Origin of the sequence: Pseudomonas pharyngis, assembly GCF_021602345.1 — a bacterium.
GTDB lineage: Bacteria > Pseudomonadota > Gammaproteobacteria > Pseudomonadales > Pseudomonadaceae > Aquipseudomonas > Aquipseudomonas pharyngis.
Map to the genome: position 1 here is coordinate 213376 of NZ_BQID01000008.1, position 16286 is coordinate 229661.

General features: G+C 60.6%; 16 protein-coding genes. 2 read left to right on the forward strand and 14 right to left on the reverse strand.

The window, feature by feature from the left end:
* Positions 1-11: 11 nt before the first annotated feature.
* The 11 genes from L6D74_RS18065 to L6D74_RS18115 all read right to left on the reverse strand — a co-directional run bounded on the left by L6D74_RS18065 (position 12) and on the right by L6D74_RS18115 (position 8988).
* Positions 12-995, reverse strand: coding sequence for a DNA polymerase III subunit delta' (locus L6D74_RS18065; protein ID WP_236189955.1), 984 nt, complete (start codon positions 993-995; stop codon positions 12-14).
* The gene (gene tmk / locus L6D74_RS18070) at positions 988-1620 is read right to left on the reverse strand and encodes a dTMP kinase (RefSeq protein ID WP_236189956.1); all 633 of its coding nucleotides are present in this window, start codon (positions 1618-1620) and stop codon (positions 988-990) included. The genes L6D74_RS18065 and tmk overlap by 8 nt, the downstream gene beginning before the upstream one ends.
* Positions 1621-1639: 19 nt before the next feature.
* Positions 1640-2821, reverse strand: coding sequence for an endolytic transglycosylase MltG (gene mltG, locus L6D74_RS18075; RefSeq protein WP_236189957.1), 1182 nt, complete (start codon positions 2819-2821; stop codon positions 1640-1642).
* Between the two features lie 3 nt (positions 2822-2824).
* Entirely contained in the window at positions 2825-3640 is an 816-nt protein-coding gene (gene pabC, locus L6D74_RS18080) for an aminodeoxychorismate lyase (protein WP_236189958.1), read from the reverse strand.
* Complete coding sequence (gene fabF, locus L6D74_RS18085) at positions 3640-4884, reverse strand: beta-ketoacyl-ACP synthase II (RefSeq protein WP_007908259.1); 1245 nt, start codon at positions 4882-4884, stop codon at positions 3640-3642. The genes pabC and fabF overlap by 1 nt, the downstream gene beginning before the upstream one ends.
* Before the next feature lie 108 nt (positions 4885-4992).
* Positions 4993-5229: an acyl carrier protein gene (acpP, locus tag L6D74_RS18090; RefSeq protein WP_003175607.1), complete on the reverse strand. Its 237-nt coding sequence runs from the start codon at positions 5227-5229 to the stop codon at positions 4993-4995.
* Between the two features lie 196 nt (positions 5230-5425).
* On the reverse strand, positions 5426-6169 hold the full coding sequence (fabG, locus tag L6D74_RS18095) for a 3-oxoacyl-ACP reductase FabG (RefSeq protein WP_007950790.1): 744 nt from the start codon (positions 6167-6169) through the stop codon (positions 5426-5428).
* A gap of 16 nt (positions 6170-6185) precedes the next feature.
* A complete protein-coding gene (fabD, locus tag L6D74_RS18100; protein ID WP_236189959.1) occupies positions 6186-7124 on the reverse strand; it encodes an ACP S-malonyltransferase in 939 nt (312 codons plus the stop codon).
* 125 nt (positions 7125-7249) lie between these two features.
* Positions 7250-8260 (reverse strand): phosphate acyltransferase PlsX, encoded by a 1011-nt coding sequence (gene plsX / locus L6D74_RS18105; protein ID WP_085612125.1) that lies wholly within the window; start codon positions 8258-8260, stop codon positions 7250-7252.
* 4 nt (positions 8261-8264) lie between these two features.
* Positions 8265-8447, reverse strand: coding sequence for a 50S ribosomal protein L32 (rpmF, locus tag L6D74_RS18110; protein ID WP_003179396.1), 183 nt, complete (start codon positions 8445-8447; stop codon positions 8265-8267).
* A gap of 13 nt (positions 8448-8460) precedes the next feature.
* Positions 8461-8988: a YceD family protein gene (locus L6D74_RS18115; protein ID WP_003204262.1), complete on the reverse strand. Its 528-nt coding sequence runs from the start codon at positions 8986-8988 to the stop codon at positions 8461-8463.
* 106 nt (positions 8989-9094) lie between these two features.
* Here L6D74_RS18115 and L6D74_RS18120 point away from each other — a divergent pair, with 106 nt between their 5' ends.
* Complete coding sequence (locus L6D74_RS18120; RefSeq protein WP_236189960.1) at positions 9095-9673, forward strand: Maf family protein; 579 nt, start codon at positions 9095-9097, stop codon at positions 9671-9673.
* A gap of 47 nt (positions 9674-9720) precedes the next feature.
* Here the strand turns inward: L6D74_RS18120 and sppA are convergent, their stop codons facing one another.
* The 3 genes from sppA to rluC are packed head-to-tail and all read right to left on the reverse strand — an operon-like array spanning position 9721 to position 12346.
* Positions 9721-10710 carry a signal peptide peptidase SppA gene (sppA, locus tag L6D74_RS18125; protein WP_236189961.1) on the reverse strand — a complete coding sequence of 330 codons (990 nt, stop codon included), beginning with the start codon at positions 10708-10710 and terminating at the stop codon, positions 9721-9723.
* Between the two features lie 24 nt (positions 10711-10734).
* On the reverse strand, positions 10735-11397 hold the full coding sequence (locus tag L6D74_RS18130) for an HAD-IA family hydrolase (RefSeq protein ID WP_039770675.1): 663 nt from the start codon (positions 11395-11397) through the stop codon (positions 10735-10737).
* On the reverse strand, positions 11384-12346 hold the full coding sequence (gene rluC / locus L6D74_RS18135; protein WP_039770677.1) for a 23S rRNA pseudouridine(955/2504/2580) synthase RluC: 963 nt from the start codon (positions 12344-12346) through the stop codon (positions 11384-11386). Before rluC ends, L6D74_RS18130 begins: the two co-directional genes overlap by 14 nt.
* A 699-nt stretch (positions 12347-13045) precedes the next feature.
* On the opposite strand from rluC, the gene rne reads away from it, so the two are divergent.
* The gene (gene rne / locus L6D74_RS18140; RefSeq protein WP_236189962.1) at positions 13046-16285 is read left to right on the forward strand and encodes a ribonuclease E; all 3240 of its coding nucleotides are present in this window, start codon (positions 13046-13048) and stop codon (positions 16283-16285) included.
* Position 16286: the final 1 nt, after the last annotated feature.

Consider the following 16286-nt stretch of genomic DNA (forward strand, 5'->3'; position numbering starts at 1 on the left):
GGTACACATTCTTATCTTTGGCCAGGCAAGCTCGCCCATTGCACCAGCAACGCTTCCAGCAGCAACGCCGCGTTGAGGTTGGCCTTGCTCAGGACTTTCTGGCGCTGGGCGAGAATCCAGTCCTGAATATCCAGCACTTTAGCCTGGGCACTTTTCTGCGCCAGATATTGCACGACCTTGCGCATGTCGGTCAGGCCGAGACCCGATTCATCTTGGGTCAATTGATAGCGCAAGATCAGGCTCGACCAGTCGCAGAACCAGTCGAACAGACGCAGCATCGGAATGTTTTTCCACTCCTCGGCCAGTTGCGTCGGCGATTGCTGCTGCTTGAGCAGCTTCTTCACGCCTTCCACCACCTGCGCGCGCTGTTCACGTACGCCCTGCCCCTGCAACGTGACGGCGGCCAACGGCGAGCCGGCGGCCAGGGTCAACAGTTCGCCCCGTTCGTCTTCGGAACATTCCGGCAGCGCCTGAGCCAGCCACTGCAGACTCATGGATTCGCTCGGCAGCGGGCAGGCCTGCTGCACGCAGCGGCTCTTGATGGTCGGCAACAACCGGCTCGGCTGGTGGCTGACCAGCAACAGCACGGTATCGCCGGACGGCTCTTCAAGGCTCTTGAGCAAGGCGTTGGCGGCGTTGATGTTCATCGACTCCACCGGCTCGATCAGCACCACCTTGCGCCCGCCCAGTTGCGCGGTCTGCACCACGAAACTGACCAGATCGCGCACCTGGTCGACCTTGATCGCCTTGTCCGCTTCTTCCGGTTCGAGAATGTAATTGTCCGGGTGGCTGCCGGCCTTGAGCAGCAGGCAGGATTTGCACTCACCGCAGGCTTCAGGCGTCGGACGCTGGCACAGCAGACTGGCCATCAGTCGTTCGGCCAGCGCGCGCTTGCCGATCCCGGCCGGCCCGTGCAGCAGATACGCGTGGGCGTGCTGAGTGCGCCCGGCCAGTTGCTGCCAGAGGCTGTCCTGCCACGGATAGGCCTCAGCCACGGGCCAGCTCCAGCAAGTTCGGAATCAGGGTATCCAGCGATTGTTGAACCTTGGCCAACGGCTGACCGGCATCGATCCGCACGTAACGCGCCGGATCGGCTTCCGCACGCTTGAGGAACGCGCTGCGTACGGCTTCAAAAAACTCACGGCCTTCCAGCTCGAAACGATCCAGACGACCTCGGGCGCTGGCCCGGGCCAGGCCGATTTCCACCGGCAGATCGAATATCAGCGTCAGGTCGGGACGCAGATCGCCCTGCACGAAAGTCTCCAGCGCCGCGATGCGCTCCAGCGACAAGCCGCGGCCGCCACCCTGATAGGCGTAAGTCGAATCGGTGAAACGATCACACAGCACCACCGCACCACGGGCCAGTGCCGGTCGAATGACTTCAGCCAGATGCTGGGCACGGGCGGCGAACACCAGCAACAGCTCGGTGTCCGGGTTCATCACTTCGTCGACCGGGGCCAGCAACACCTCACGAATGCGCTCGGCCAGCGGCGTACCGCCGGGCTCGCGGGTCAGCACCACTTCGATACCGGCGGCGCGCAGGCGCTCGGCGAGGTATTCGCGGTTGGTGCTTTTGCCGGCGCCTTCCGGGCCTTCCAGGGTAATAAACAAGCCAGTCACAGGCAGTCCTTAATCAAAGTCATTGCGTGTTTTGGGGAGCGGACGCTTCCGGTTCCGGCGTCGGTGCAGGCGCTTGAGCAGGCGGCTGCGGCAACGATTCCGGTGCAGTATCGGGTGAGGCGGCAGGAATCGCCTCCTCGGCTGCCGGAGCGGTCTCGGGCGCTGTCGTCGGCGCCGGACTGGAGCGGTAATCCGCGCGCCGCTTGAGCTGATACTCGCGCACCGCGTTGTTGTGCGCGTCCAGATCATCGGAGAACACGTGGCTGCCATCGCCACGGGCAACGAAGTAGAGGCTGGTGCCATCCACCGGGTTGAGAGCCGCGTGAATGGCATCACGTCCGACCATGGCGATCGGCGTCGGCGGCAGGCCGGGAATCATGTACGTGTTGTACGGCGTGGCTTCCTTGAGGTGGGTGCGGGTCAGTTTGCCGTTGTAGCGATCGCCCAGGCCGTAGATCACCGTCGGATCGGTCTGCAACTGCATGCCCAGCGCCATACGCCGCACGAAGACGCCGGCAATCTGGCCACGCTCCTGAGGCACGCCGGTTTCCTTCTCCACCAGCGATGCCATGATCAGCGCCTGATAAGGCTCGGTGTAAGGCACGTCGGCGGAGCGTTTTTCCCACTCCTTGGCCAGCACTTCGTCGAGGCGGTCAAAAGCCTTTTTCAGCAGTTCGGTATCGGTCACACCGCGCACGAAGCGGTAGGTGTCGGGGAAGAAGCGGCCTTCAGGGAACAGACCCTTGTGACCGATTTTGGCCATGACCTCGCTGTCACTCAGACCATTGAGGGTCTGTTCGATCTTTTCATCCTTGGCCAGCGCGGCGCGCACTTGATGAAAATTCCACCCTTCGACCAGGGTCAGGCTGTACTGAACCACATCGCCACGCTTCCACAGGTCGATCAGGCCGTTGACGGTCATGCCCGGTTGCATACGGTACTCGCCCGTATGAATCGGCGTGCCAGCGAGATTGAACCGCCAATAGACCCGCAGCCAGAACGCGTCCTTGATGACGCCATCGGCTTCGAGTCCAAGAAAAGTACGGGTCGGGGTGGATCCCTTGGGCACATCCAGCAGTTCTTCCTGCGTGATGTTCAGGGGCTGTTCCAGTGCCGAATGAATCTTCCAGGCGCTGGCGCCCAACAGCAGCCCTGCCAGAACCAGTCCGGTTTCCAGCAGCAGCAAAAGTTTACGTCTCACGAATCAGGCATCCAGTAGCGCGCGGGCAATGGTTTGCAGTTTACGGGTGAGCGGGCCAACCGGCCAGCTCAGAGCAGCACAGGCGCGTACCGGCCAGACGCCATACACGCTGTTGCAGACAAAGACTTCATCAGCCCATTGCAGCTGTTCGAGGGGGATGTCGGTGATTTGCACGGGAATGCCCAGGGACTCGGCCTGAAACAATATTTCTGCGCGCATCACGCCGGCCACGCCGCAACGTTTCAGGTCCGCCGTGATCAGCACACCGTCACGCACCAGGAACAGGTTGCTGAAGACTCCCTCGATCACGCGACCCGCCTGATCGAGCATCAAACCTTCGGCGTGCTCACTGTCCCGCCATTCGGCGCGGGCAATGACCTGCTCCAGTCGATTGAGGTGTTTGAGCCCGGCGAGCAACGGCTGCCTGGACAAACGCGTGCTGCAAGGAAACAGGCGAACGCCCTGTTCGGCGTGGGCCGCTGGATAAATGGCGGGAGGATTGCCTTGCAGAATGCGTCGGCCCTGCGCCGAAGGATCCGGCGCATAACCGCGCAATCCGTCGCCACGGGTGAGGATGAGCTTGAGCACGCCCTCGCCCATCGCGGCGGCATAGGATTGCAGCTCATGGCGAATCAGCTCGACGTCCGTCGCAATGGCCAGACGTGTACAGCCGTCGGCCAGACGCGTCAGATGCCGATCCAGCAGCAACGGCTGGCCGCCTCGCACGGCGATGGTCTCGAACAGACCGTCGCCGTAAGCCAGGCCGCGATCTTTCAGCGACAGAGCGTCAGCCGGCAGACCGTCGACCCAGCAGTCCATCAGCCGGCGAACCGACGGAACGCCAACGTGCCGTTGGTGCCGCCAAATCCGAACGAGTTGGACAGCACGACATCGATGTCCATGTTGCGCGCGGTGTGCGGCACGAAATCGAGATCGCAGCCTTCATCCGGCTCATCGAGGTTGATGGTCGGCGGCGCCACCTGGCTGTTGATCGCCAGCACGCTGAAGATCGCCTCGACCGCGCCCGCCGCACCGAGCAGGTGACCGGTCATGGACTTGGTGGAGCTGACCGCCAGCTTGTAGGCGTGATCACCGAACACCGACTTGATCGCGTTGGCTTCAGCGAGGTCACCGGCCGGCGTCGAAGTGCCGTGGGCGTTGATGTATTGCACTTGATCGACGTTGATCTTCGCATCGCGCAGCGCGTTGGTGATGCAACGTGCCGCACCGGCGCCGTCGGCGGGTGGCGAAGTCATGTGGAAGGCGTCGCCACTGGTGCCGAAACCGATCAGCTCGGCGTAGATGGTCGCGCCACGGGCCTTGGCGTGTTCGAGCTCTTCGAGCACCAGGGCACCGGCGCCGTCGGACAGCACGAAGCCGTCACGGCCCTTGTCCCACGGACGGCTGGCGCGGGTCGGCTCGTCGTTGCGGGTCGACAGCGCACGGGAAGCACCGAAGCCGCCCATGCCCAGACCGCACGCAGCCATCTCGGCACCGCCGGCAATCATCACGTCGGCTTCGTCGTACATGATGTTGCGTGCCGCCATGCCGATGCAGTGCGTACCGGTGGTACACGCCGTGGCGATGGCGTAGTTAGGCCCCTGCGCACCCAGATGGATGGACAGGAAACCGGAAATCATATTGATGATCGAGCCAGGCACAAAGAACGGAGAAATCCGGCGCGGGCCAGTCTCGTGCAGGGTGCGGCTGGTTTCTTCGATGTTGGTCAGACCGCCGATACCCGAACCCATGGCCACGCCAATGCGTTCACGGTTGGCATCAGTGACTTCCAGACCGGCATTGCGTACGGCTTGAAAGCCGGCCGCCAGACCGTACTGAATGAACAGGTCGAGCTTGCGCGCTTCCTTGACCGACAGGTATTCCTCGACATTGAAGCCCTTTACCGAGCCGCCAAAGCGGGTGGAATAGGCAGAAAGGTCGGTGTGTTCGATCAGACCAATGCCACTGCGGCCAGCCAGAATGCCCTGCCAACTGCTCGGCACATCCGTGCCCAGTGGCGACAACATACCCATACCGGTGACTACGACGCGTCTACGCGACACAGCACTCTCCTTTTTCAAATGACGACTTTGCATCAGGCCTAAAGAAAAAACCGCACGCCATGATGGCAGTGCGGTTTTTCCATGACAGCAAGCAACGATTACAAACTATTACGCCTGGTGGCTAGTAACGTAGTCGATTGCAGCTTGTACAGTAGTGATCTTCTCAGCTTCTTCGTCAGGGATTTCGGTCTCGAATTCCTCTTCCAGAGCCATCACCAGCTCAACGGTGTCAAGGGAGTCGGCACCCAGGTCTTCTACGAAGGAAGCGGTGTTGACCACTTCTTCTTCTTTAACACCCAGTTGCTCGGCAACGATTTTCTTGACGCGCTCTTCGATGGTGCTCATACCTTGTTTTCACTCCTAATGGACAAATTCAGGCAGCTGGCCAGTGGGTAAGTGTATAGAAAGACTTTTCAGCTTTTCAACTGAAAGCTTTACTCCTCAAACCCTGCGGCCCTCTGCCTATAAATAGATTGCAGCTTTATAACGGATTTTAGACAGCTCGTATGACATTTTTTTGAAGCAATCCGTCACATTTGAATTACATGTACATCCCGCCGTTAACCGGGATTGTAGCCCCGGTCACGTATGCCGCACCGTCGGATGCAAGAAAAGCGACCACGGACGCGATCTCTTGAGCTTGTCCCAGACGGCCCAGCGGAATCTGCGTCTGCAAGGCTTCACGCTGTGCTTCAGGCAGCTCGCGCGTCATATCGGTGTCGATAAACCCTGGGGTTACCGAGTTGACCGTAATCGAACGCGAACCGACTTCACGCGCCATGGCACGGCTGAAACCTTCCAGCCCGGCCTTGGCGGCTGCATAGTTTACTTGGCCAGCGTTGCCCATGGCACCCACCACCGAGCCAATACTGATAATTCGGCCCCAACGCGCCTTGGTCATGCCGCGCAGAACGCCCTTGGACAGGCGATACAGACTGTTCAGGTTGGTATCGATCACGTCGTACCACTCGTCGTCTTTCATGCGCATCATCAGGTTGTCGCGGGTGATGCCGGCATTGTTGACCAGAATCGCCACCGGCGCACCGAACTGCTCCTGGATACTCGCCAGTACCTTGGTAACCGATTCGTCGCTGGTGACGTTCAGTTCGAAACCTGCGCCCTGAATGCCGTTTTCCTTCAGGGTCGCAGCAATACGCTCGGCGCCCGAAGCGGAAGTCGCGGTGCCAACAACGATGGCGCCCTGACGACCCAGTTCCAGTGCGATAGCCTGGCCGATGCCACGGCTTGCGCCGGTGACCAGTGCAACTTTACCTTGCAGACTCATGCAAGCTTCTCCTGATTCAGACAGCCGCTGCGCGAGCAGCAGCGAAAGCGTCTGGGGTATTGAGGTTGGAAGTCGAAACGCCTTCGGCGCAACGTTTGTTCAGACCGGCCAGCACTTTGCCAGGGCCACATTCGACCAGGCTGGTCGCGCCTTTGGCGGCCAGGGTCTGGACCGATTCAACCCAGCGAACCGGTTTGTAGAGCTGCTCCAGCAGATCGCGCTTGAGGGTTTCCAGATCCGCCGGCACCTGAGCGCTGACGTTCTGTACCACAGGGATTTGCGGCGCCTGCCAGTCGATGGCAGCAATGGACTCGGCGAAGCGCTCGGCAGCCGGGCGCATCAGTTCGCAGTGCGACGGCACGCTGACCGGCAGCGGCATGGCACGCTTGGCGCCACGGGCCTTGCAGCCTTCGATGGCACGCTCAACGGCAGCCTTGGCACCGGCGATCACCACCTGGCCCGGGGAGTTGAAGTTCACTGCGCTGACCACTTCGCCTTGCGCCGCTTCGGCACAGGCAGCGAGAACATCAGCATCTTCCAGACCGAGGATGGCAGCCATGCCGCCCTGCCCGGCCGGTACGGCTTCCTGCATCAATTGGCCACGGCGCTCGACGAGCTTTACCGCGTCGGCCAGGCTCAAGCTGCCAGCAGCGACCAGCGCGCTGTATTCACCCAGGCTGTGACCGGCAACAAAGGCCGGACGCGCGCCACCTTCAGCCAGCCACAGACGCCACAGGGCGATCGAAGCGGTCAGAATGGCCGGCTGGGTTTTGTCGGTTTGATTGAGCAGCTCTTCCGGGCCCTGCTGGGTCAGCGCCCACAGGTCGTAGCCCAGAGCATCGGATGCTTCTTTGAAGGTTTCGAGGATCAGCGGATGTTGCGCGCCCAGCTCGGCCAGCATGCCGAGGGACTGCGAACCCTGTCCTGGAAAGACGAATGCGAGGGAAGCAGACATGTAACAAGCCCCTAATGATCTTGTCGTCGGAAAAATGGCATCCCGCTAGAGGGACGCAAGAAACTGACAGTTGGATGGCCCTTTGAACCGGGCGGTCACATTTAAGCATTGTCCGACGAAAACGCCTAAGACAACAAATCCTCCAGACGGCCGTGCAGGCGCTCGGGAAGATTCTCCTGAATCTCGATCAACGCTCGCTGAATGGCACTCTGAAACCCCTGAACCCCGGCCGAACCGTGACTCTTCACGACAATGCCCTGCAAACCGAGGAAGCTCGCGCCGTTGTGTCGCGCTGGCGCCAGATCAGCCTGCAGACGCTTCATCAATGGCAGCGCCAGAGCGCCAACAGCACGGGAAGCGAAGTTTTTCTTGAACAAGGCCTCGATACGCGCAGCGATCATCGTCGCCAGGCCTTCGCTGGACTTGAGCAGTATATTGCCGACAAAACCGTCGCAAACCACCACATCCGCCTCGCCGCGATACAAGCCGTCACCTTCGATGAAACCGATGTAGTTAATGCCCCGTGCAGCCTGCAGCAACGTCGCAGCCAGTTTGACCTGCTGATTGCCCTTGATGTCTTCGGTGCCGATATTCAGCAGCGCAACACGCGGACGGGCAATGCCAAGGGTTTGCGCGGCCACGGACCCCATCACCGCGAACTGCAACAAGTGCTCGGCACTGCAATCGACGTTGGCGCCGAGATCAAGCAACTGACAGTAGCCCTTCTGGGTGGGGATGGCGGCGACCATGGCCGGACGATCAATCCCCGGCAGGGTCTTGAGCACGAATCGCGACAGGGCCATCAGTGCCCCGGTATTGCCGGCACTGACACAGGCCTGGACCTTGCCATCACGCAGCAACTCGAGGGCGACACGCATCGACGAGTCCGGCTTGCCACGCAAAGCCTGGGCAGGTTTTTCGTCCATGGTGATGACTTCGGACGCCGGAACAATTGTCAGGCGCGCACGATCGGCAGCCGATTGGCCAGTGATCAGTTCTTCAAGAAGGGAGGGTTGACCGACGAGGGTCAGGTGCAGCGAGGGTGTAGCAGAAAGGCAAGCGAGGCTGGCCTGAACAATGCTGCGGGGACCGAAGTCCCCGCCCATTGCGTCAATCGCGATGACTTGAGCGGACAAGTGATTACTCGTCAGCGCCCTTGTCGATCACTTTACGGCCACGGTATACGCCTTCTGGCGATACGTGGTGACGCAGGTGAACTTCACCAGTGGTTTTTTCTACAGACAGGGTGCTAGCCTCGAGAGCGTCGTGCGAACGGCGCATGTCACGGGCAGAGCGGGATTTTTTGTTCTGCTGAACAGCCATAATTGATTAACTCCTAAACGTTTGGGTCACGCTTTAACTGCGCCAATACACTGAACGGGTTGGACCGCGTTACCTCGTCCTCGCTCGGTTCGGGCTCATCTGCTCCCGCCGGCTGCTGGCATTCTTCCGGATGATGAGCAGGCACAATGGGCAAGGCGAGCAGAAGCTCCTCCTCGATCAGTGACTGCAGATCCAATGGATCTTCGCCCAGTTCCAGCACGTCATAACCTTTCGGCAACGACTGGGTATTCGCACCCTCCTTCACAACAGCGTAACTGCATTCGCTGTGGATCGGCAGGGTGACCAGCTCAAGACAACGCTGGCAAACCATTTTGACTTCGGTGTCGATAAAGCTGTGGATCACCACAGATTTACGTTCATCTCGTTCAAAAACGAATTTTGCCTGCACCGTACCGACATCGTCGGAAAGCGGGTCGCAGAGTCTCTTCAAATCGGCCAGCAGCAGTTCACCTTGAAGGGTGGTGCCACGGTCAGCCAATTTGCGCGGGTCAACGTGAGGTGGAATCGGGTCATTCAACATAGGCGCAGCATTATAGGGATGCACCCACCCATGTCAAAGGAAATTGTGCCCTGTCCGTCACTTGCGCGGCTCCGCTAGAATCTGTCGCCTGCCTCTGGAGATGCGAATGCTGCCTTTATTACTCGCTTCAAGCTCGACCTATCGTCGAGAATTGCTCAGCCGCCTGCGCCTGCCGTTCGTCTGCAGCTCACCGAATATCGATGAAAGCCATCGCCCGGACGAGTCGGCAATCGAGCTGGTCAAGCGCCTCGCCGAACAAAAGGCCCGAGCCTTGGCCGACAGCCACCCCGCTCACTTGATCATCGGCTCCGATCAGGTTGCGGTACTCGGCGAGCGCATCATCGGCAAGCCGCACACCTTCGAAAACGCCCGCGAACAACTGATGGCCGCCAGCGGCGCCAGCGTGACCTTCCTCACCGGCCTGGCCCTGCTCAACAGCCAGACCGGCCACTGCCAGGTCGACTGCGTGCCTTTCACCGTGCACATGCGCGTACTGGACCAGGCCCGCGTCGAGCGCTATCTGCGCGCCGAGCAGCCCTACGACTGCGCCGGCAGCTTCAAGGCCGAAGGACTGGGTGTGAGCCTGTTTCAGTCCACCGAAGGCCCGGACGCCACGAGCCTGATCGGCCTGCCGCTGATTTGCCTGATCGACATGCTGCTGGTCGAAGGCGTACAGATTCCCTGACCCCAAAAAAAACCGGCCCTCAGGCCGGTCTTTCTTGCAGCATTCGATCAACGCAACGACGGCCCGCTGAAACCCATCCACATTGCCAGCTTCTCGGCAACGCTGGCACCGAGCTTCTTCGAGAAGCGGTCGAACGGCGATTCCTGAACGGTGAAGTCCACCAACTCTTTTTCGCCAATCACGTCACGCGCCACCGAACTGGCATTGCCCAGCCCATCGATCAGCCCCAATGGCAGCGCCTGCTCGCCAGACCAGACCAGCCCGGAGAACAGCTCCGGATGCTCCTTGTCCTTCAGGCGATCGCCACGCCCCTGCTTGACGCTGTTGATGAACTGCTTGTGCGTGGTATCCAGCACACTCTGCCAGAACGCCGTTTCTTCCGGCTTCTGCGGCTGGAACGGATCGAGGAACGCCTTGTGCTCGCCGGAGGTGTAAGTGCGACGCTCGACACCGAGCTTTTCCATGGTGCCGACAAACCCGTAACCGGCCGCCGTCACACCAATGGAACCGACCAGACTGGCCTTGTCGGCATAAATCTGATCCGCCGCACTGGCAATGTAATAGGCACCGGAAGCGCCCAGGTCGGAAATCACCGCGTACAGCTTGGTGTCGGGATGCAGGCCGCGCAGGCGCTTGATCTCGTCATAGACATAACCCGACTGCACCGGACTGCCGCCCGGACTGTTGATGCGCAGGATTACGCCCTTGACCTTCTTGTCCTCGAACGCCGCGCGCAGGCTGCCGACGATATTGTCGGCGCTGGCCGGCTCCTTGTCGGCAATCATGCCGGTGACGTCGATCAGCGCGGTGTAGTTGCCGCTGCGGGTGGCGCTTTTTTCCATGTCCATCAACGGCGTGAACAGGATCAGCGCAACAAACAGATAAACAAAGGTCAGCAACTTGAAGAAGATGCCCCAGCGCCGCGAACGACGCTGCTCCTGCACGCCGGCTAGCAGAGTCTTTTCCAGCAGCTTCCAGCTTTTCGCATCACCGTTGTCGGCAGTTGCCTTGGCCGGTGCTTTCCATTCGTCGGTCATGCCATCCACCCCAGCAAAAACGTATTAAGCCTGCTGCCCCAGCCAGGCGTGCAATTCGGAAAAATGGTCGATCGACAGTCGCGGCTCGAACTGCTGCAGTGATTCGATCGATTGCGCGCCATAACTGACCGCCACCGAATCCATCCCCGCATTGCGCGCCATCAGCAGATCGAAGGACGAATCACCGACCATCAGCGCTTGCTCGGCACGCACACCGCAATGCGCAAGGATCTGCTCCAGCATCAGAGGGTGCGGCTTGCTTGCAGTTTCATCGGCTGCGCGGGTGATATCGAAATAATCTTCCCAGCCATTGGCCTTGAGCACCCGATCCAGCCCGCGACGATTCTTGCCGGTCGCGACAGCCAAGTGATAGCCCTGCTCGCGAAAGGACGCCATCGACTCGACTACGCCTTCGAACAACGGCGAAGGCACGGCTTCTGCAGCGATGTAGTGATCGGCGTAATACTCGCGAAACAAGGTCATTTCGGTATCGCTGATTTCCGGATACAAGGTGCGGATCGCCTCGGGCAAGCCCAGACCGATGATGCCTTTGACGGCAAAATCATCACGCAACTCGAAACCTGAACGCCCGGACGCCGAGTGCATCGCCTCGACAATCCGATGAATGGAATCGGCGAGCGTGCCGTCCCAATCAAAAATCAGCAGTTTGTAATCAGATGGGCGCACTCAATCGCTCCACAGTCTTGGCCCACATTTCATCGACCGGTGCCTGCAACTTGAGTTCACCGCCATCGGGCAGCGGCACGGTCAGCATGTAGGCGTGCAGGAACAAGCGCTTGCCGCCCAGATCACGGATTTCCTTACTGAAACCGTCATCGCCGTATTTGGTGTCGCCGGCAATGCAGTGCCCGGCGTGCAACGTGTGGACGCGGATCTGGTGCGTGCGACCGGTGATCGGCTTGGCCTCGATCAAAGTGGCAAAATCGCCGAAGCGACGCAGGACCTTGAACACGGTCACAGACTCCTTGCCCTCCTCCTCGTCGACCTCGACCATGCGCTCACCGGAGCGCAGATTGCTCTTGCCGAGCGCCGCACGGACCTGCTTGATCGAGGTCGCCCAGTTGCCGCGAACCAGTGCCATGTAGCGCTTGTCGACACCGTCACCGCGCAACGCGGCATGCAAGTGACGCAACATGCTGCGTTTCTTGGCGATCATCAGCAGGCCGGAGGTGTCGCGATCGAGACGGTGAACCAGCTCGAGCTCCTTGGCATCGGGGCGCAACTGACGAAAGGCTTCGATAACGCCGTAGTTCAAGCCGCTGCCACCGTGAACCGCAATGCCGGCGGGCTTGTTGATCACGATCAGGGCTTTGTCTTCGTAGACAATCGAGGCTTCCAGGCGCTGCAACAGGCCTTGGGCCAAAGGGACCGGCTCGTCACGCTCAGGCACGCGCACCGGCGGCACGCGCACAATGTCGCCGGCCTGCAGCTTGTATTCGGGCTTGATCCGACCTTTGTTCACGCGCACTTCGCCTTTGCGCAAAATGCGGTAAATCAAGGTCTTGGGCACGCCTTTGAGCCGGGCGAGGAGGAAATTGTCGATTCGTTGGCCGGCATATTCCGGCGAGACCTCAAGCAGTTGAACGCCTGGAGTCGTAGGGGCAGTAGTCGTCATGGCGCGGATAATAACAATTTTTTATGGAATTGAAGCACTTAATCATTGCTGCTATAGTCGCGAACGCCGCCAAAAGCGGCCTGGACAGCGGAACCACGGTCAAAAACCGGCCCTGACCAACGCAATTCACCAGGACGCGAGGCCGTCCTACGGGGCTTTTGCTACGTAACGGTGGAGTTTGCAGCTGTAACAAGCGCAGGTGACATGAGGCCTGAATCACGCCGCAAAGCAGAGTTTTGACTCGCCACGCGAGCCATATTCACGGCCAGTTCACAAAGTGCAGTCAGCCGCGGATGACCCCGAGCGAAGACTCCGGAAACACCGCCTGAATTAGCCATGATGCGTGACCTCCCCTTTCGGAGCTCACGGTAAATGCCAACCCGCTGCGGATTCTGCGCGCGGCAGCACCCGAATTATCAGGGATACGTGTAGGGTGGAGATGCACAACCGCTGGACTGTGTAGCAACAGGTTTTATCAAGACGCTTCATCTCGTCCACAGCCACCGGTTGATTCCTCCTCCTGACTGAGTGCTTAAGTAGCCACAGCAAGCAGGACGCGTACGTCGCGATAACGGCCCAATTGGCCGGACATCGCTGGACACGGGAATGGCCAACCACTCCCGACGCACCTGACACCGACCGTGAGAAGTCGTGTGTGCCGAACGCCGTTTCCGGCAGCCCGGAAACCGACGGTACTACATGAAAAGAATGCTGATTAACGCAACTCAACCCGAAGAGTTGCGTGTTGCACTGGTAGATGGCCAGCGCCTCTACGACCTGGACATCGAATCCGGTGCACGCGAGCAGAAGAAGGCCAACATCTATAAAGGCCGCATCACTCGCATCGAACCAAGCCTTGAGGCTGCCTTTGTCGATTTCGGCTCCGAGCGCCACGGCTTCCTGCCCCTCAAAGAAATCTCCCGCGAATACTTCAAGAAAGCCCCTGAAGGCCGCGTCAACATCAAGGACGTCCTGAGCGAAGGCCAGGAAGTCATCGTTCAGGTCGAAAAAGAAGAACGTGGCAACAAGGGCGCAGCCCTGACCACCTTCATCAGCCTGGCCGGTCGTTACCTCGTTCTGATGCCGAACAACCCGCGTGCCGGCGGCATCTCCCGTCGCATCGAAGGCGAAGAGCGCAACGAACTGCGTGAAGCGCTGAACGGTCTGGTCGCTCCGGCCGACATGGGTCTGATCGTGCGCACTGCCGGCCTGGGCCGCAGCAGCGAAGAAATGCAGTGGGACCTCGATTACCTGCTGCAACTCTGGACCGCCATCAAAGAAGCCTCGCTGGATCGTTCCGCGCCGTTCCTGATCTACCAGGAAAGCAACGTGATCATCCGCGCCATCCGCGATTACCTGCGCCAGGACATCGGCGAAGTGCTGATCGACAGCGTTGAAGCCCAGGACGAAGCCCTGACCTTCATCCGCCAGGTGATGCCGCAGTACGCCAGCAAGATCAAGCTGTACGAAGACAGCGTTCCGCTGTTCAACCGTTTCCAGATCGAAAGCCAGATCGAGACCGCTTTCCAGCGCGTTGTCGAACTGCCGTCCGGCGGCTCCATCGTCATCGATCCAACCGAAGCCCTGGTGTCCATCGACATCAACTCGGCGCGCGCCACCAAAGGCAGCGACATCGAAGAAACCGCCCTGCAGACCAACCTTGAAGCCGCCGAAGAAATCGCCCGTCAGTTGCGCCTGCGCGACATCGGCGGCCTGATCGTCATCGACTTCATCGACATGACCCCTGCCAAGAACCAGCGCGCCGTGGAAGAGAAAGTCCGCGAATGCCTGGAAGCCGACCGCGCCCGCGTGCAGATCGGCCGCATCTCGCGCTTCGGCCTGCTGGAAATGTCCCGTCAGCGCCTGCGTCCTTCGCTGGGCGAAAGCAGCGGCATCGTCTGCCCGCGCTGCAGCGGCACCGGCATCATCCGTGACGTCGAATCGCTTTCCCTGGCGATCCTGCGCCTGATCGAAGAAGAAGCCCTGAAAGACCGCACCGCCGAAGTTCGCGCTCAAGTGCCGATCCCGGTGGCCGCATTCCTGCTCAACGAAAAACGCAACTCGATCACCAAGATCGAACTGCGCACTCGCGCCCGCATCGTCATCCTGCCGAACGATCACCTCGAAACCCCTCATTTCGAAGTTCAGCGCCTGCGTGACGACAGCCCGGAAGCCGCGACCAACCAGTCCAGCTACGAAATCGCTGCCGCTGCCGCCGATGTCGAAGACGTCCAGCCAGCCGCCGCGACCCGCACCCTGGTTCGCCAGGAAGCCGCGGTCAAGACCGCTCCGGCCCGCGCCAACGCTCCGGTTCCGACCGAAGTCGCCGCTCCGGCCCCGGCACCTGCTCCGGTTGCCGCGCCAGAGCCAAGCCTGTTCAAAGGCCTGGTGAAGTCGCTGGTCAGCCTGTTCGCCACCAAGGAAGAGCCGGTTGCTCCGGTCGTGGTTGAAAAACCAGCCACCGAGCGTCCGGCCCGCAACGAAGAGCGTCGCAACGGTCGTCAGCAGAGCCGCAACCGTAATGGTCGCCGCGATGAAGAGCGCAAGCCGCGCGAAGAGCGTGCACCGCGTGAAGAGCGCGCCCCACGTGAGCCGCGTGAAGAGCGTCAACCGCGCGAACCACGTGAAGTCCGCGAGCCACGCGAATCCCGTGACGAAGCACCGGTAGCCCGCGAAGAACGCGCACCACGCGCGCCTCGTGAAGAACGTGCACCACGTGCTCCGCGTGAAGATCGCAAGCCACGTGGCGAGCGTGAAGAACGCGTACGTGAACTGCGCGAGCCTCTGGATGCCGCTCCGGCCGTTGCTGCCGCCGCCACCGCTGAAGAGCGTCCGGCCCGTCAGCCACGTGAAGAACGTGCGCCACGTCCTCCGCGTGAAGAGCGTCAACCGCGTGCCGAACAGGCCGCTGCTGCCGTCGCTGAAGAAGAGATCACCACCAACGAAGAGCAACTGCCGGAAGACGGTTCGGAGAACGCCGAAGGCGATCGTCCACGCCGCCGCTCCCGTGGTCAGCGTCGTCGCAGCAACCGTCGCGAGCGTCAGCGTGATGCCAATGGCAACGTGATCGAAGGTTCGGAAGAGTCCGAGTCCGGCGAAAACGCCCAGGCGCCAAGCACTGCCGATCTGGCTGCTGGTCTGGCTGTTACCGCTGCTGTTGCCAGCACCGTGATCAGCGCTCCGGCTGAAGCTCAGGCCCACGAGCAAGCTGAACGCGCTACCGCTGCAACACTGGAAACTGCTCCAGTAGAAGCGCCCGTTGTTGAAGCCACCACTCCGGTCGTAGCGCCTGCTGCTCCGGAAGTCGAAGTAGCTCCGGCTCGCGAAGCTCAGCCTCAGGTTGAAGTCGCTGCCGAACCAGCTGTGTCCTTTGAAGCGCCAGCCGTCGCTGAACAGTCGGTTGTCGAAACCGTCGCTGAAACCGTGACCGAAACCGTGCGTGAAGTTCGCGAAGAACAGACCGCGTTCAACTGGGTCGCCGAGCCGGCTGTCACTGAAACACCAGCGCCAGTGGTTGAAGCGCCTGTTGTTGAAGAAGCCAAGGCTGCCGAGCCAGTAGTTGTTGCTGAACCGGCACCGGTCGTTGAAGCCCCTGTGGTTGAAGCGCCAGTTGTAGCCGAAGCACCAGCGCCAGTGGTTGAAGCAGCTCCGGTCAGCGCCCTGACCCCAAGCGGCCGCGCACCGAACGATCCGCGTGAAGTGCGTCGTCGCAAGCGTGAAGAAGAGCGTCTGCAGAAGGAAGCCGAACTGGCTGCCGCTGCTGCTCCAGTCGCTGCCCAGCCAGTAGTTGCCGAAGTGATCGAGGCAGCTCCTGCCCCGGTCGCTGAAGAAGCTGCCGTTGAAGCCGTGATTGCCGAAGCACCACGCTCCGTTCAGGAAGCGGTCGAGCAACACGAAGAGGCCCAGGAAAAAGAACACGAGCCTAAACCCCTCGTCTGAT

What these genes read in the sequence shown, in the direction of transcription:
- rpmF (WP_003179396.1), bottom strand. Translation starts at nt 8,447, where the DNA reads ATGGCTGTTCAGCAGAACAAAAAATCCCGCTCTGCCCGTGACATGCGC.
- rne (WP_236189962.1), top strand. Translation starts at nt 13,046, where the DNA reads ATGAAAAGAATGCTGATTAACGCAACTCAACCCGAAGAGTTGCGTGTT.
- L6D74_RS18115 (WP_003204262.1), bottom strand. Translation starts at nt 8,988, where the DNA reads ATGTTGAATGACCCGATTCCACCTCACGTTGACCCGCGCAAATTGGCT.
- fabD (WP_236189959.1), bottom strand. Translation starts at nt 7,124, where the DNA reads ATGTCTGCTTCCCTCGCATTCGTCTTTCCAGGACAGGGTTCGCAGTCC.
- fabG (WP_007950790.1), bottom strand. Translation starts at nt 6,169, where the DNA reads ATGAGTCTGCAAGGTAAAGTTGCACTGGTCACCGGCGCAAGCCGTGGC.
- L6D74_RS18120 (WP_236189960.1), top strand. Translation starts at nt 9,095, where the DNA reads ATGCTGCCTTTATTACTCGCTTCAAGCTCGACCTATCGTCGAGAATTG.
- acpP (WP_003175607.1), bottom strand. Translation starts at nt 5,229, where the DNA reads ATGAGCACCATCGAAGAGCGCGTCAAGAAAATCGTTGCCGAGCAACTG.
- pabC (WP_236189958.1), bottom strand. Translation starts at nt 3,640, where the DNA reads ATGGACTGCTGGGTCGACGGTCTGCCGGCTGACGCTCTGTCGCTGAAA.
- sppA (WP_236189961.1), bottom strand. Translation starts at nt 10,710, where the DNA reads ATGACCGACGAATGGAAAGCACCGGCCAAGGCAACTGCCGACAACGGT.
- rluC (WP_039770677.1), bottom strand. Translation starts at nt 12,346, where the DNA reads ATGACGACTACTGCCCCTACGACTCCAGGCGTTCAACTGCTTGAGGTC.